This is a genomic window from Xanthobacter autotrophicus ATCC 700552 (genome assembly GCF_043194565.1).
GTDB classification, from domain to species: domain Bacteria; phylum Pseudomonadota; class Alphaproteobacteria; order Rhizobiales; family Xanthobacteraceae; genus Xanthobacter; species Xanthobacter autotrophicus_F.
This window is the reverse complement of sequence record NZ_JBAFVS010000005.1, coordinates 22,138-37,234: the sequence shown is the minus strand read 5'-3', so window position 1 is coordinate 37,234 and position 15,097 is coordinate 22,138. Positions and strand designations below refer to the sequence as shown.

The window sequence follows — 15,097 nt, the reverse complement described above, 5'->3', positions numbered from 1 at the left end:
GCCCCGCCCTGAAATGCAAAAGGCCGCCTCGAAAGGCGGCCTTTTTCTATGCTGGTCGGCCGAGCGACCGGCTTCGTCAGTTCTTGTTGACGACGCAGTCGCCGCCCTGGGCGCGCAGGGACTGGCACAATTCGTTGGCCTGATCGCGGGAGGCGAAGGGGCCGACCTGGGCACGGAAATAGATGCCCTTGTCGGCCAGATCCACCTTCTTCACCGTGGCCCGGTAGTTGCCGAGCAGGTTGGGATACTTGGTCTGCAAGGCGCGCCAGGAGCCCATGGCGTCCGCCTCCGAGCGCTGCGACGCCACCTGCACCACATAGGCCCCGGCCGAAGACGGCGCCGGGGTGGTGGATGCCGTCTGGCTCGGAGCGACGGCGGGCACCGTGGTGACCGGGTTGGGATCAGGCAGGCCGGCGGGAATGGGATTTTGCATCGGCGCATAGGCCGAGACCGAAGTGCCGGGCACGGTCTGCGCCAGGCTGCCGTCGGCGCGCACGGCCACTGTGCGCACCCGCTTCGGCTCGGTCAGGTTCTGGGTCGCCTGCATGGGGGCGGGCGACGGGCTCGCGTCCGATGGCAGGGCCCGGGCGGCGGCGGTCACGTCCACCGGCTGCTCCTCGCGCGACACCATGCGCTCGTTGCCGGCATTGGCACCCATGCGGTCGTAGATCATCTTCTGCCCGCCGTCGGCGGACTGCGGCGCGGGCGTCGCCGTCTTGGCGGGCGCTGTGTCCGCCTTGATCACCGGGGTTGTCCCCGAAGCCGTGCCGGAGGACCTGCCCGCCGCCATGTTGAAGGCGAACACGCCGGCCGCGCCGGCCACCACCAGACCCAGCACCGAAACGCCGAGAATCAGCGCGAGGCGGCCTTTGCGACGGCGCGGCTCGGCGTCGTACATCTCCTCGCCATGGGGCGGCATGTAGCCGTCTTCCCCATATTCGGGGTCGTAGGTGTCATCGTAGTCGTCATAGCCGTCGTCGTCGCGGCGGGCGGCCGAATAGGCATAGCCGGCCTCGTCGTCCTCCGCCTCATTGCCGCGCCCCTGGGCGCCGGCCTGAGACCGCTGATCGCCACGGGGGGCGTTGCGCGGATCTTGGCGCGCATCCTGCCGCGAGGGCGCATATCCGCCCTGCTGACCATAGGCCGAGGCCCCCGCCGGGCGGGCGGGCGGCAGGTCGTCATACTCATCCTCGTAATCGTCGTCGTCCCGGCCCTGCCCGCTGGCCGGCGGCGCGACGCGGGACAGGGACCCATAGCCGGAGCGCACCGCAGCGTCGGGAACGCCGCGCGCGGCCGCCGGGGCGGGAGCGAAAGAGGGCGCCGCCTGGGGCTGGGGCGCGCGGGCGGCCGTCACCGCCGGCTGCGACGCGGAGGGCGGGGCATAAAGCGAGGGGCTGGACGGACGCGGGGCGGCCACCGGAGCAGGACGCGCCGGCGCATCGCCATAGCGCGCCGCATCAGAGCGCGCGGGCACCTGAGACGGGCTCTGGGCGGCCGGACGCGCGCTCTGGGGCTCGGCGTCCCAGTCCTCGTCGTCCTCATCGTCGTAATAGGTGGGAGTCGGCGGCGGCACCGGCCGTGCGGGAGCGCGGGCCGCGGCCGTGCGGGGATCAGGATAGGCGGGCGCTGCCGGCGGCGCCTGGCGCTGCGCGGTCACCCGCGGATCTGCCACGCGCGGATCAGCAGCCTGCTGGGTGCGATCTTGCTCGGCGCGATCGAGGCCCGAAAAATCGTCGAACGGGTCGTCGTCGCCGATCAGCCTGGCCAGTTCGGCCAGGGGATCGCCCGAGGGATCGCCCCCGGTCGCGGCGGTCGACGGAGCGGAGCGGGGGCGCGACCCACTCTCCGCGGCGCCTTCATCACGCCGGTAGCGGAACCTGCTTTCGTCGACCATATCGCCTCGATGTGTTGTCGCCCGCCCGTGGAACCTGCGGCTTCGAAACCGCTTCGAGAAGTCTGACCCGTCGGGTCAACCGCTCCATCCGCAGCCACGGGACAAGCGATCATTTCATCTCATCTACGGCCGTCACCCCCAGAACCTTGAGACCGGAGGCGAGTACCGTGGCCACGCCATGGACCAAGGCCAAGCGAGCCAAGGTCAACTCTCGATCATTCTCGATAATGAAGCGTAAATGAGGCAAGTCCTTTCCACGGTTCCACTGGCCGTGAAACTCGCTGGCGAGTTCGTGCAGGAAGAAGGAGATGCGGTGCGGCTCCCGCGCCCCCGCCGCCTGCTCCACCAGGCGCGGCCAGCTCGCGAGCCGGCGCAGCAGCGTGAGTTCGCCTTCGTCGTCGAGCAGGCCCAGCGGCGCGGTGGCGAAGGCAGCCGGCTCCTGCGGCAGGTCGGTGAACTCCTCGGCCGCCTTGCGCAGGATCGATTTGGCCCGCGCGTGGGCATATTGCACGTAGAAGACCGGGTTTTCCCGCGACTGCTCGATCACCTTGGCGAGATCGAAGTCGAGGGGCGCATCGTTCTTGCGGAACAGCATCATGAAGCGGACCGCGTCGCGCCCCACCTCGTCCACCACCTCGCGCAGGGTGACAAACGAGCCCGAGCGCTTGGACATGCGCACCGGCTCGCCGGCGCGGAACAGGCGCACCAGCTGGATCAACTCCACATCCAGGCTCGCCTTGCCGCCGGAGACCGCCTTGACCGCCGCCTGCATGCGCTTGACGTAGCCGCCGTGGTCAGCGCCCCAGACGTCGATCATCTTCAGGAAGCCGCGGTCCACCTTGTCCTTGTGGTAGGCGATGTCGCCGGCAAAATAGGTGTAGCTGCCGTCCGACTTCATCAGCGGCCGGTCCACGTCATCGCCGAAATCGGTGGAGCGGAACAGGGTCTGCTCGCGATCCTCCCAATCCTCGATGGGCGCGCCCTTGGGCGGCGGCAGGCGGCCTTCATAGACCTCGCCGGAGGCGCGCAGCGCCGCGATGGTGGCGCCAACCTTGTCGACCGCTCCCGTCGAGAGCGAGCGCTCGGAGAAGAACACCTCGAACGCGATGCCCAGCGCCGCAAGGTCCTCGCGGATCATCACCATCATGGCGCCGATGGCGAAGCTGCGGAAGATCGGCAGCCATGCGCTCTCCGGCGCCGCCATGTACTCGCCGCCGTGCATCCGCGCCAGTTCCTGGCCCACGGGCACGAGATAGTCGCCCGGATAGAGCCCGTCCGGAATGTCCGCCGGCTCCCCGGTCACCGCCTCGCGGTAGCGCAGGAAGGCGGAACGGGCCAGCACGTCCACCTGCGCGCCGGCGTCGTTGATGTAATATTCCTTGGTTACGGCAAAGCCGGCGAAGTCCATGAGGCGCGCCAGCGCGTCGCCGAACACCGCGCCCCGGCAATGGCCCACATGCATGGGGCCGGTGGGGTTGGCGGAGACGTATTCCACGTTCACCTTCTCGCCCGCGCCCAGCGCCGAGCGGCCGAAATCCAGCCCCTGCTCCAGCACGGCGGCGAGCACCACCGGCCAGAAGCTGCCGTCCAGCGCGATGTTGATGAAGCCGGGACCGGCCACATCCACCTTCTTCACGCCCGCCACCGCGCGAAGCTTGCCGGCGATGGCCTCGGCGAGGTCGCGCGGCTTCAGGCCGGCATCCTTGGCCAGCACCATGGCGGCGTTGGTGGCCAGATCACCGTGGGTCGCGTCGCGCGGCGGCTCCACCACCACGCGGGCAAGATCGAGGTCCTTGGCAATGGAGCCCTCGGCGACGAGGGCGGCGACGGCTTCGCGCACGTGATCGGCGAAGATCGCGTAAACGTTCATGGGGCGGGGTCCAATCGGGTTGCTTGGCCCGGCGCCTAACGCAAGTCCGGCGTCAAGTCAAAGAAGCGGGCGTGCTGGTCGAGGGCGTAGCGGTCGGTCATGCCGGCGATGTAGTCGGTCACGCGGCGGGCGAGCCGCCGGGCGTCGAGCTGGTCGAGGTCGTCGTGCCAGGAGGGCGGCATGTCCTTGGGGTTGGCGATGAAATGGCCGAACAGGTCGCGCAGCACCCCCTGCGCCTCCGCCATCACCCGGTTGACCCGCTCGTGGCGGTACATGCGCGCGAAGAGGAAGGCCTTGAGCGCCTTTTCCTTCTGCTTCATGGCGTCGGAAAAGGCGATGACCGGATGGTCGAGCGCGCGCACGTCTGCCGCCGAAGCCACCCCCGCCGCCTCGGCGCGCCTCGTGCCCTCGGTCACCACGTCCTCGATGAGGCGGGTGATGACGCGGCGAAGCACCTCGTTCACCGTCCGCGCCACCCCGAGGCCGGGATAGAGCCCGCGCACCTCCGCCAACGCCTCGCCCACCAGCGGCAGGCCGGCGAGTTCGTCGAGGGTGAACATGCGCGCCCTCAGGCCATCGTCGAGGTCGTGCACGTCATAGGCGATGTCGTCGGAGATGGCGGCCGCCTGGGCCTCGGCGGACGCGTGGCTCCACAATTCCAGGTCCTGCTGGGCGCAATGCACCTCGATGGCGTGGGGCAGGCCGCCGAGGTAGCGGCCGATGCCGCGGCCGTCCCGGCCGGTGAGCGGGCCGTTGTGCTTGGCGATGCCTTCCAGCGTCTCCCAGGTGAGGTTCAGGCCGTCGAACTGGGCATAGCGCCGCTCGATGCGGGTGACGACCCGCAGCGACTGGGCGTTGTGGTCGAACCCGCCCTGCCCGGCCATGCAGGCATCCAGCGCCCGCTCGCCCGCATGGGCGAACGGCGGGTGGCCAAGGTCGTGGGCCAGCGCCAGGGCCTCCGCCAGATCCTCGTCGAGCCCCAGCGCGCGGGCGATGGACCGTGCCACCTGCACCACCTCCAGCGTGTGGGTGAGACGGGTGCGGTAGTGGTCGCCCTCGTTGAAGATGAAGACCTGAGTCTTCTGCTTCAGCCGCCGGAAGGCGGTGGAATGGATGATGCGGTCGCAATCGCGCCGGAACGGGCTGCGCGGCGGCATCTCCCCTTCAGGGACCAGCCGGCCACGCGCCATTTCCGCGTCGCAGGCCCACGATACCAAGGGCCGCGCGCCGCTCACCGCCATGTTCGCCCCCTCCCCATCCACCCCATGCAGCCGACGCTGGCCGCCGGATGGGACAGCCTCGCCGACGTTTTTCCGACACCGCCCTTTAACTCGGGGGCCGTTGGACTTACCTTATGGGCCATTGCCAGCTTCAATTCGTAAAGTCGATATCATGGAAACAACACTCGCCCCGACCCCGGCCGCCGACCTCCCGGCGATCGAAACCGAATTCACCGTGACCGATGCCGCCGCGCGCCGCATCTGCCAGATCCTCTCTCCTGAGCCCGCGGGCACCTTCCTGCGCATCAGCGTGGAAGGCGGCGGCTGCTCTGGCTTTTCCTACAAGTATGATGTGACACGCGAGCAGGGCGAGGACGACCTCGTCATCGAGAAGGAAGGCGCCAAGATCGTCGTCGATCGCATCTCGATCGACTACATCAAGGGCTCCCAGCTCGACTACAAGGCGGACCTGATGGGCTCCGCCTTCAAGATCTCGAACCCCATGGCCACCGCCAAGTGCGGCTGCGGGTCCAGCTTCGGGGTCTGAGGGCTCTTGCGTCTCGCAGGCGTCACCACCCGGCGTGTCCGGGTGGGCGGTCGGTCTTTGCGTCGTGCTTCCTCCAGGGCATTGACCGCGAGGGCATTGGCCGCCGGGCACAGCGTCACGGCGCCACGTTCTTCGGCACGGCATGGGACCAGGGCCTTGGCAGGCCGGCCGGCCAGTCGTCGCCGTAGCAGGGGAAGAAGCGCTCGGTCCGGGCCATGATGATCAGGTCCGGGGCGAAGTTTTTCACATCGTCGAAATTGAAGTCGCATGATCCGGTGACGCGCCGGGATTCGTGCATCCACGCCACCACGCTCACATCCGCATTCAGGAACAGGCGCGGCCACGCTCCGCCGGTGAAGGAATCGCCGAGGATCAGTACCCGCTGGCCGGTGGGTGCGTAATCATACGCCAGCGACCTGAAGGCCGCGTGCTCGTTGTGGTGCTTCAGCGCCGGATCCAAACGCGGCGCGGCGGCACGGTCCTTGATCCTGAAGGGCTCCTCCTGCTCCTTCATCTTCGGCGGCAGGCGGGTGGTGCGCAGCAGATCGCCGCGCGCCGTCGGCTCAGGCGGTCCCAATACCGCGGCCGGGTCCACCTGCCAGTCCGGATGCCCCGCCGCCACCATCACCGCATTGAAGGACAGCACGCCGGACCGGCTGGTCCAGTGGGTATCGGTCATCAGATACCGCGGCCTCGGGCTGGCCCTCAGCACCGCCCGCAGATCCACGGCGGTGACGCCCTCCGCCTTCAGGCCCGCGAGGGCGAGGTCATATTCGGTGACGGGGTAGTTCAACGCGCCGTACCATTCGGGTAGCGCCTCCATCTCCACCGACTGGGCGTTGGGCGGGATGGCGACCACGATGCGGGTGCCCGCGGGCGCCAGCACCCGCTGCATCTCCCCCACCATGGTCACGAAACGCTCCACATTGGCCGTACGCACCAGCGCGCCCGCCGACTGGGCCGGCGTCTGTTCGCGACCCCAGAACAGCTGGCCGTCGCGACCGGTATAGAACGGCCGGCTGTCGGGGGAGCCGAGCGCCTCGCGCAGATCCCGGCGCAGGATGGGCAAAGTGGCGCGGAAGCCGAAATTGTCCTGGAGGTAGATGCCGATGTTGCGGAACTTGTAGTTCAGCCTCTGGCTCCAGCTGAAGCTGTCGGGGATCGGCACCCGCCACTGGCCGGAGGCCAGCGGATCGGGGATGAGGTTGGACACCAGCAGGAAGCCGAACAGGCCGGCGACGAGGAGGCCGATGTAGCGGCGCGGACGCGAGAGCAGGGTCACGGCGGCGCCTCCTCAGAACCGGTAATAGAGGAAGGGCGTTGCCGTGGTGCCACCCACCCACGCCACGCTCGCCAGCATCAGCACGGCGACGAACGCGAAGTCAGCCACCACCGCGAAGGCCCCCTGCCCGGCCAGCGCCTTCCAGCGCGGCCAGCGGAAGAAGCCGATGAGCCCGCCGACCACCAGCGCCGCAAGGGCGAGCGGCGTCAACCCGAAGCCCAGCGCCAGCGAGGTCCGGCTGAAGCCGTTGAGGCCGACAAGCCCGGAGAACATATCCGTGGCGCCGCCGAGGCTGTCGGCGCGGAACCACACCCAGCCCAGCATCACCGCCAGCACCGTATAAAGATGGGCCACCGCGCCTGGCGCCCGCTTCAGCCAGCGGCCGAGGAAGGCGCGCTCGATGATGAGGAAGGCGCCATGATGCGCGCCCCAGATGACGAAATTCCAGCTCGCCCCGTGCCACAGGCCGCACAGCAGGAAGACGACGGAAAGGTTCAGGTAGGTGCGCATCTCCCCGCGCCGGTTGCCGCCGAGGGGGATGTAGAGATAATCGCGCAGGAAGGCGGACAGGCTCATGTGCCAGCGCCGCCAGAAATCGGTCATGGAGTGGGCGGTATAGGGCACGCGGAAGTTGCGCGGCAGCACGAAGCCCACCATCACGCCGAGCCCCACCGCCATGGTGGAATAGCCGGCGAAGTCGAAATAGATCTGCACCGTATAGGCATAGAGCCCGAGCCAGGCCTCCACGAAGGTGGGATGGGTGGTGGTGTCGAACACCCCGTCCGCGAGCCGCGCCACCTCGTCGGCGATCAGCACCTTCCAGGCAAGGCCGATGACGAAGAGGCGCGCCCCGGCGGAGAACCGCCCCATGGTGGTCCGCCGCTGGGACAACTGCTTCGCCACCGTGGCGTAGCGCACGATGGGTCCGGCCACGAGCTGCGGGAACATGCACATGTAGAGCGCGAACTGCGCCGGATCGTGATTGGCCCGCACCTTCCGCTTGTAGATGTCGGCAAGGTACGAAATGGCGTGGAAGGAATAGAAGGAGATGCCCAGCGGCAGCGAGATTCGCGGCATGGGCAGCGTGGCGCCCAGGGGCTCGATCAGCGCGTTGACGTTCTCCACCAAAAAGCCGGTGTATTTGAAGATGCCCAGCAGCAACAGGTTGAAGACGACGCCATAGATGAGCAGCCGCTGGCGCGGCGCGCCGTCGCGATCATCGATGGCACGGGCGAGCACGAAGTTGATCGCCACCGACGCCAGCAGAATGAGGATATGCGGCGTATAGCCTACAGAATAGAATACGAGGGAGAAGGCCAGAAAGATATAATTCCGCGTCGTGATGGACTTCGCGGAGAAATATGCAGCAAGGAACAACGGGAAGAAGTAGAACAGAAACTCGATGGACGCGAACGTCATGCCACTGCGCCGCCACTGAAGGACAAGAGGGCGTTCCTGCCATTCTTTGCCCGCCATCGCAACCCTTGCCGTCGCAGCCCTTGGCCTGATTTGAGGCGCGCCGGCTGGAACGGCCATTGCCTCCCGGCGGCACCGGGGTATCCTCCGCCACCGAAGGAGCCCGCCCCATGCGCATCGCCACCTGGAACGTCAATTCCGTCCGCCAGCGGCTGGACCACGCCGTGCGCTGGCTGGGCGAGACGCGGCCGGACATCGTCTGCCTCCAGGAGATCAAGTGCCAGACCGAAGCCTTCCCGAAGGAGGCATTCGAGGCGCTCGGCTATAACGTGACAGTGCACGGGCAGAAGGGCTTCAACGGCGTCGCCCTGCTCTCCCGCCTGCCGCTGGAGGATGTGACCCACGGCCTCGCCGGCGACGAGACCGACGTGCAGTCCCGCTTCATCGAGGCGGTGGTGTCGGTGAAGGGCGGCGTGGTGCGCGTCGCCTGCCTCTACCTGCCCAATGGCAATCCAGTGGACACGGAGAAATATCCCTACAAGCTCGGCTTCATGGCGCGCCTTCAGGCTTTTGCCGCCGACCGGCTGAAGCTGGAGGAGCCGCTGATCCTCGCCGGCGACTTCAACGTCATCCCCGAGCCGCGCGACGCGGCTGACCCCTCGGCCTGGGTCAACGACGCCCTGTTCCTGCCGCGCACCCGCTCGGCGTTCCGGTCCCTGACCCATCTCGGGCTCACCGATGCCCTGCGCGCCACCTCCGACGCAGGGCGGCTCTACACCTTCTGGGATTACCAGGCGGGGGCGTGGCAGCGCGACATGGGCATCCGCATCGACCACCTGCTGCTCTCGCCCCAGGCGGCGGACAAGCTCATCGCCACCGGCATCGACAAGCATGTGCGCGCCTGGGAGAAGCCGTCCGACCATGTGCCGGTCTGGGCCGATTTCGCCATCGCGGCGTGAGCCGGCCATGTGGGAAGGATCGCTCACCGGCGGCTGCCTGTGCGGACACCTGCGCTACCGGGCGCGCCACATCCAGAGCGCTTATTGGTGCCATTGCACCATGTGCCGCCGCGCCTCGGGCTCCGCCGCCTTGCCCTGGCTCACCGTGGCGCGGGCGGATTTCGAGGTGACGGCGGGCACGCCGGCGCGATTCTCATCCTCGCCGGGCGTGACGCGCCTGTTCTGCGGCGCTTGCGGCAGCCCGATCCTGTTCGACATGGCGAAGGAAGCCGGGGTGGACGTGACCCTCGGCACGCTGGACGATCCAGACGCCGTGGTGCCCAGCCATCACATCTGGACGCAATCGGCACTCAAGATGACGGCCGGGCTCGGCGCCGGCCTGCCCCGCCACACGGCGGAGCGGGAGGAGTAAGACCGCCTCACCTTTTGGCGGTCTTCAGCCACGTCTCGAGGTAGGCGAGCGCCTTTTCACGCTCGTCCGGCGTCGCGTCGGCGAAGGCCTCCTCCTGGAGCGCCACCACCCATTTGTCCTCGGGCCGCACCGCGGCATCCCGCGCCAGCGTGAGCCACATGAGGCCGCGCGCCGGCTGGCGCGGCACCCCATCGTCGCCTCGCAACAGCAGCTGGCCCAGCGTCGCCTGCGCCTGGAACTGGCCCTTCTGCGAGGCCAGAGTCAGCCAGCGGCCGGCATTGCGCGCATCGCGCGGGCCGCCGACGCCGTCCAGATAGAGTTTGCCCAGATGGTACTGGGCATCCGCATCGCCGAAATAGGAGGCGGCGTAGGAGAACATGTCCCGCGCCCGCCCGGCGTCGCGCTTCACGCCCGCGGAGGGAATGCCCACAAGGTAATAGGAGCCCAGCGCCACGAAGGCATTGGCCACGAAGCGCGATTGCGCCGTGCCGGGATAGTCCTCGGCATGGGTGTTGGCGATCCGGGAGAAATAGTCGAACGCCTTGGCGTCGTCGCGCTTCACGCCATCGCCGTCGGCATAGATGCGGCCGAGCTTCCACTGGGCCATGGCGTGGCCCTGGGCGGCGGCATAGCCGAGGGCGTCGATGCCCTTGGCGGTCTGGCCGGCACGCAGGGCCTGTGCCCCGGTGCGGAAGGCCTCGTCCACGGGGCGCACGGCGGGCGCCAGCGGCACGTTGGCCGGCGGCGTCATCGGCTGGGTCTCGTAGGGCTGGAGCGTCTGCGCCGTGCCGTCGAAGGCGTGCGCCAGCGGCACCGAAAGGCACGCCGCCACGGCCCCCGCGAGCACGACGGCGCACGCGCGCCGCGCGCCCGCCGACCGCCCGAGGCGCCCGGCCGCGCGGCCCGCATATGTGATCTTCGTTGTGCCGCCCAAAATCATGATGGAGGGAAGGTGCCGGAGCGTGGCGGCAATATCGGGGCCGTGGAAAGGCCGAGCCGCGGCGTTGGAGCGGCAACCTGTCGAGCGTTCCCTCAGGCGTCGCCCGGAGCGAAGCTCCGCGACGCCCAGCGGCGCCACCCGTTCGAGAATGCAACGTCCGTCCATAAGGACCCACCCCAGGCGCGGCGTTCGGAAACACTTTCCGAGCTACGCTCACGTCGCGCGTTGCTTTCTGTTTCACTGGGGTTTTGTGGCGGCTTCGCGGCACCTTGGGGCCCCTGCCGGGGCAGCAACTTCAAAGGCTCGGGAGTGTGTCTTCGCTGTCACAATATTGAGACCGGAAGCCACCCGGTTCCTTTGCGCGAACACTATATCGGGCGATGTGGCGGCGCTGGAGCGTGGCAAAGACGCCACACTCCACGGCCGACCTCTTGAAGGACGGGGGCCTGGCCCCCGTCGCAATACGGTCTCAGGCCGCCCCGCCCGAGAGCTGGGTGATGGCGGCGCGGACCTTGTCCTTGCGGTTGAGATATTCCTCGCGCTTCTCGCGCTCGGCCTCGACCACCTCTTCCGGCGCTCGGGCGACGAAGCTCTCATTGCCGAGCTTGGCGTCGATGCGGGCCACCTCCTGGTCGAGCTTAGCCTCTTCCTTCCTCAGGCGGCCGAGTTCGGCGGCAAGATCCACCACGCCGGCCAGCGGCAGCGTTGCTACATCGCCGCGAACAACCATTTGGACGGACCCAGCTGATGCGGTGGTCACCACGTTATTTGCGCTGAGGCGTCCAATGCGTCGAAGAGGTTCATCAAACTTAATCGCGAGGGCCTTGACCTCAGGGCTCGGCGAAACATGCTCCAAAGGCACCTGCGCCCCAGCCGGCACGTTCATCTCGGCGCGCACGGACCGGATCTCGGTGACGAGGTCGACCACCCAGCCCACCTCGGCCTCGGCGTCGGGGGCTTCCAGGCCCGAGAGGTCCGGCCAGGGGGAAAGCGCCAGCAGGCTCTCGCGCGGCGGGCCGTCCTTGCCGGTCTCGGCCCACAATTCCTCGGTGAGGAAGGGCATGAAGGGGTGCAGCAGCGCCATGGCCACGTCCAGCACATAGGCCGTGGTGGCCCGGGCCTCATCCTTGGCCGGGCCGTCGGGGCCGGAGAGCAGGGGCTTGGCCAGTTCCAGGTGCCAGTCGCACACCACGTTCCAGAGGAAGCGGTAGATGGCGGCGGCCGCCTCGTTGAAGCGGTAGGCCAGGATCGCCTCTGACACCTCGGCACAGGCGCGGGCGGCCTCGCCGATGATCCAGCGGTTGAGGGTGCCTTCCACCTTGGCCGGGTCGAAGCCCTCCACCCGCACGCAGCCGTTCATCTGGGCGAAGCGCACCGCGTTCCAGAGCTTGGTGGCGAAGTTGCGGTAGCCCTCCACGCGGCCGGTGGCGAGCTTGATGTCGCGCCCCTGGGCCGCCATGGCGGCCAGTGTGAAGCGCAGGGCGTCGGCGCCGTATTTCTCCACCAGGTCCAGCGGGTCGATGACGTTGCCCTTGGACTTCGACATCTTCGCCCCCTTCTCGTCGCGGACGAGGGCGTGGATGTAGACATCCTTGAACGGCACTTCGCCATCCATGAAGTGCAGGCCCATCATCATCATCCGGGCCACCCAGAAGAAGATGATGTCGAAGCCCGTCACCAGCACGCTGGTGGGGTAGAACTTCTTCAGCTCGGCGGTCTCGTCCGGCCAGCCCATGGTGGAGAAGGGCCACAGGGCCGAGGAGAACCAGGTGTCGAGCACGTCCTCGTCGCGGGTGAGGAAGCCGGCCCGCTTGTCGGCATCGTCGATCAGCGCCTGGGCGTCCTCGGGCGAGAGCGACTCATTGCCCACATTGTGCGCCAGCGCCTGCTCGAAGGCCTCGTCCTCGTCCATGGCGACGAAGACATTGCCGAAGGCGTCGTACCAGGCCGGAATCTGGTGGCCCCACCACAATTGGCGGGAAATGCACCAGGGCTGGATGTTCTCCAGCCACTCGAAATAGGTCTTCTCCCAATTCTTCGGCACGAAGCTGGTGCGCCCCTCCCGCACCGCCGCCAGCGCCGGCTGGGCCATGGTCTTGGCGTCCACATACCACTGGTCGGTGAGCCACGGCTCGATGACCACGTTGGAGCGGTCGCCATGGGGCACCATGTGGGTGTGCGGCTCGATCTGCTCCAGCAGTTCAAGGCCGGTCAGCAGTTCCACGATCTGCTTGCGCGCGGCGAAGCGGTCCTGCCCCTTCAGGTGGGAGAGCTGGCCGGCGGCGTCGGGCGCGTCCACATAGGCCTCGGGACGCTCGGCATAGTCGTCCAGGATGCCCTGCGGGTCGATGCGCGCTTCGGCATCCAGCACGTTGATCATGGGCAGGGAATGACGCTTGCCCACCTCGAAGTCGTTGAAATCGTGCGCCGGGGTGATCTTCACCGCGCCCGAGCCCTTCTCGGGGTCGGAATATTCATCGGCGACGATGGGAATGCGCCGGCCCACCAGCGGCAGGATCACATATTCGCCGATGAGGTCGCGATAGCGCTCGTCCTCGGGGTGCACCGCCACCGCCGTATCGCCCAGCATGGTCTCGGGACGGGTGGTGGCCACGGTGATGAAGCGGTCCTTCTCGCCCTCGATGGGATAGCGCAGGTGCCAGAGGTTGCCCTTGACCTCCACCGGCAGCACTTCGAGATCGGAGATGGCGGACTGGAACTTGGGGTCCCAGTTCACGAGGCGCTTGTCCTTGTAGATCAGCCCCTCGCGATAGAGCTGCACGAACACCTTCAGCACGGCTCGGCTGAGGCCCTCGTCCATGGTGAAGCGCTCGCGCGACCAGTCGCAGGAGGCGCCGAGCTTCTTCAGCTGGTTGACGATGGTGCCGCCGGATTCGGCCTTCCACGTCCACACCTTCTCGACAAAGGCCACGCGGCCCATGTCGCGCCGGCCCGGCAGCTTCTGGGCGGCGAGCTGGCGCTCCACCACCATCTGGGTGGCGATGCCCGCATGGTCGGTGCCCGGCTGCCACAGCACGTCCTTGCCGCGCATGCGCTCGAACCGCGCCAGCACGTCCTGCAGCGTGTTGTTGAGCGCGTGGCCCATGTGCAGGGAGCCGGTGACGTTCGGCGGCGGGATGACGATGGAGAAGCCTTCGGCGTCCTTGCGCTCGGGACGGCCGCACCGGAACGCGCCGGCCTCTTCCCACTGGGCGGCGATGCGTTCTTCCACGGCGGCGGGGTCGAAGACTTTTTCCAGCATGAAACAGGCTCCGCGGATGGCGCCGGGCGGAGTGCGGGAACGCACGTCGCGACCGGCCTTGCCTCCGCAACGGACGGGACAGGTCAGCGGGCGTTAAAGCCGTTCCGGGAGGCCGGCGTCAACCACGCGGCGCGAAGCGCCTTCGCCTGGTGCCGCTTCCAAGCGCGGCGGCGACGAAAAGGCCGCCGGGCGACTGGCGCCGGCGGCCTGAGACCAAAGCAAGCAAATGGCGTCAGGGGGACGTCAGCGCGGGCGGCGCGCCACCCGCTCGATCTCGGCGCGCACCAGCCGCTCCACGATGGACGGCAGATTCTGGTCCAGCCAATCCTTCAGCATGGGCCGCAGGATCTCCTTCACCAGATCCTCAATGGTGCGCTGCTTCTGCGGCAGCAGCAGGTCGCCCAGCGACTGGAAGGCCGCGGCCACCACGTCATCCACATTCGGCGAGAGCAGATCGCGGCGGCGAACCGCTTCGCCGCGGTCGTCGGCGTCGGGCTGGGCATCCATGGCGGCGGCTTCCTCGGCAACGGGTGATGCGGCGCGCCGCGCCATATGCGCAGCGCGATCCTCACTGCGCGGGCCGGCGCGATGCTCCGGGGCCGGCGGCTCGGCAAGGCGGGCGGGGCGGGCAGCAGGCGGCGCATCGAAGCGCTCCGGATCGGCGGGGGTTGCGCCCCGCCGCTCGAACTCCCGGACCACGCGCTGCCCGGTGTCGGGCGTCCGGCCACGCTCCCGGCCCGACGGCTCCGGCGGCATCTGCCCGTTGACCGCCTGGCCATGGGGCGGACGCCTGTGGGCGGGCGGTGGGGCGTCGTGCTGATCGCTTTCGGGCAGATCGCCCGCGTGGGTCTCGTTGGTCAAATGCTCGCTCAGCTCCTCAAGGTCGATGCGGGCGCGGGCGCGCATCTGCCCGTCGCCGGCCGCGGCACGCGAGGGACCCTCGCGGCGCCCGGCGTCGCGCGGGTCCTGGACCCGGGGTTCGGCGCGGCGAACCGGACGCTCGGCTGCGTCGGGTTCGGGGGCGTCGCGTTCGGCCGCGACGGGTTCGGGGGCCTCAGGCCTGCGGCGGTCCATGTGCCCGGGCCGGGCCGCCCGCTCGGGCGCCGGGCGCGCAGCGGCGGGTGGCACGTCGTCATCCGCCATGATGCGACGGATGGAGGCGAGAATGTCTTCCATTGACGGCTCTTGCACCTTTGGGATCGCAGCCATGTTCGACCTCGGCCGAAAGCGTCCCGGCGCACCTATCCGTGCAGCCGCACCGGCGGGCGAGAATCGCCAAACGCGAAGGCAAGTAT

General features: G+C 68.5%; 11 protein-coding genes. 3 read left to right on the top strand and 8 right to left on the bottom strand.

What is annotated here, in order from left to right; genetic code table 11:
* Nucleotides 1–76: 76 nt before the first annotated feature.
* From V5F48_RS06815 to V5F48_RS06805, 3 genes are all read right to left on the bottom strand, one after another.
* Nucleotides 77–1,894, bottom strand: a complete 1,818-nt coding sequence (locus V5F48_RS06815) for an SPOR domain-containing protein (protein ID WP_394258091.1) — start codon at nucleotides 1,892–1,894, stop codon at nucleotides 77–79.
* A 109-nt stretch (nucleotides 1,895–2,003) separates the two neighbouring features.
* A complete protein-coding gene (gene argS / locus V5F48_RS06810; RefSeq protein ID WP_394258090.1) occupies nucleotides 2,004–3,764 on the bottom strand; it encodes an arginine--tRNA ligase in 1,761 nt (586 codons plus the stop codon).
* A 35-nt stretch (nucleotides 3,765–3,799) separates the two neighbouring features.
* Nucleotides 3,800–5,005, bottom strand: coding sequence for a deoxyguanosinetriphosphate triphosphohydrolase (locus tag V5F48_RS06805; RefSeq protein ID WP_394258089.1), 1,206 nt, complete (start codon nucleotides 5,003–5,005; stop codon nucleotides 3,800–3,802).
* A gap of 151 nt (nucleotides 5,006–5,156) precedes the next feature.
* Between V5F48_RS06805 and V5F48_RS06800 the strand changes: the two genes are divergently transcribed.
* Nucleotides 5,157–5,531, top strand: coding sequence for a HesB/IscA family protein (locus V5F48_RS06800; RefSeq protein ID WP_394258088.1), 375 nt, complete (start codon nucleotides 5,157–5,159; stop codon nucleotides 5,529–5,531).
* A 115-nt stretch (nucleotides 5,532–5,646) separates the two neighbouring features.
* On the opposite strand, the gene V5F48_RS06795 is transcribed toward V5F48_RS06800, so the two are convergent.
* Together V5F48_RS06795 and V5F48_RS06790 are read right to left on the bottom strand one after the other, a co-directional pair.
* Nucleotides 5,647–6,813: an alginate O-acetyltransferase AlgX-related protein gene (locus tag V5F48_RS06795; RefSeq protein ID WP_394258087.1), complete on the bottom strand. Its 1,167-nt coding sequence runs from the start codon at nucleotides 6,811–6,813 to the stop codon at nucleotides 5,647–5,649.
* Between the two features lie 12 nt (nucleotides 6,814–6,825).
* Nucleotides 6,826–8,232 (bottom strand): MBOAT family O-acyltransferase, encoded by a 1,407-nt coding sequence (locus tag V5F48_RS06790; protein ID WP_394258086.1) that lies wholly within the window; start codon nucleotides 8,230–8,232, stop codon nucleotides 6,826–6,828.
* Nucleotides 8,233–8,399: 167 nt separating this feature from the next.
* Here V5F48_RS06790 and xth point away from each other — a divergent pair, with 167 nt between their 5' ends.
* The gene (gene xth / locus V5F48_RS06785; RefSeq protein ID WP_394258085.1) at nucleotides 8,400–9,188 is read left to right on the top strand and encodes an exodeoxyribonuclease III; all 789 of its coding nucleotides are present in this window, start codon (nucleotides 8,400–8,402) and stop codon (nucleotides 9,186–9,188) included.
* 7 nt (nucleotides 9,189–9,195) lie between these two features.
* A complete protein-coding gene (locus V5F48_RS06780; RefSeq protein WP_394258084.1) occupies nucleotides 9,196–9,600 on the top strand; it encodes a GFA family protein in 405 nt (134 codons plus the stop codon).
* Nucleotides 9,601–9,607: 7 nt separating this feature from the next.
* Here the strand turns inward: V5F48_RS06780 and V5F48_RS06775 are convergent, their stop codons facing one another.
* The 3 genes from V5F48_RS06775 to V5F48_RS06765 all read right to left on the bottom strand — a co-directional run bounded on the left by V5F48_RS06775 (nucleotide 9,608) and on the right by V5F48_RS06765 (nucleotide 14,978).
* The gene (locus V5F48_RS06775; protein ID WP_394258276.1) at nucleotides 9,608–10,540 is read right to left on the bottom strand and encodes a tetratricopeptide repeat protein; all 933 of its coding nucleotides are present in this window, start codon (nucleotides 10,538–10,540) and stop codon (nucleotides 9,608–9,610) included.
* A 469-nt stretch (nucleotides 10,541–11,009) separates the two neighbouring features.
* Nucleotides 11,010–13,802, bottom strand: a complete 2,793-nt coding sequence (locus tag V5F48_RS06770; RefSeq protein ID WP_394258083.1) for a valine--tRNA ligase — start codon at nucleotides 13,800–13,802, stop codon at nucleotides 11,010–11,012.
* A gap of 243 nt (nucleotides 13,803–14,045) precedes the next feature.
* On the bottom strand, nucleotides 14,046–14,978 hold the full coding sequence (locus tag V5F48_RS06765; protein ID WP_394258082.1) for a PopZ family protein: 933 nt from the start codon (nucleotides 14,976–14,978) through the stop codon (nucleotides 14,046–14,048).
* Nucleotides 14,979–15,097 lie beyond the last annotated feature (119 nt).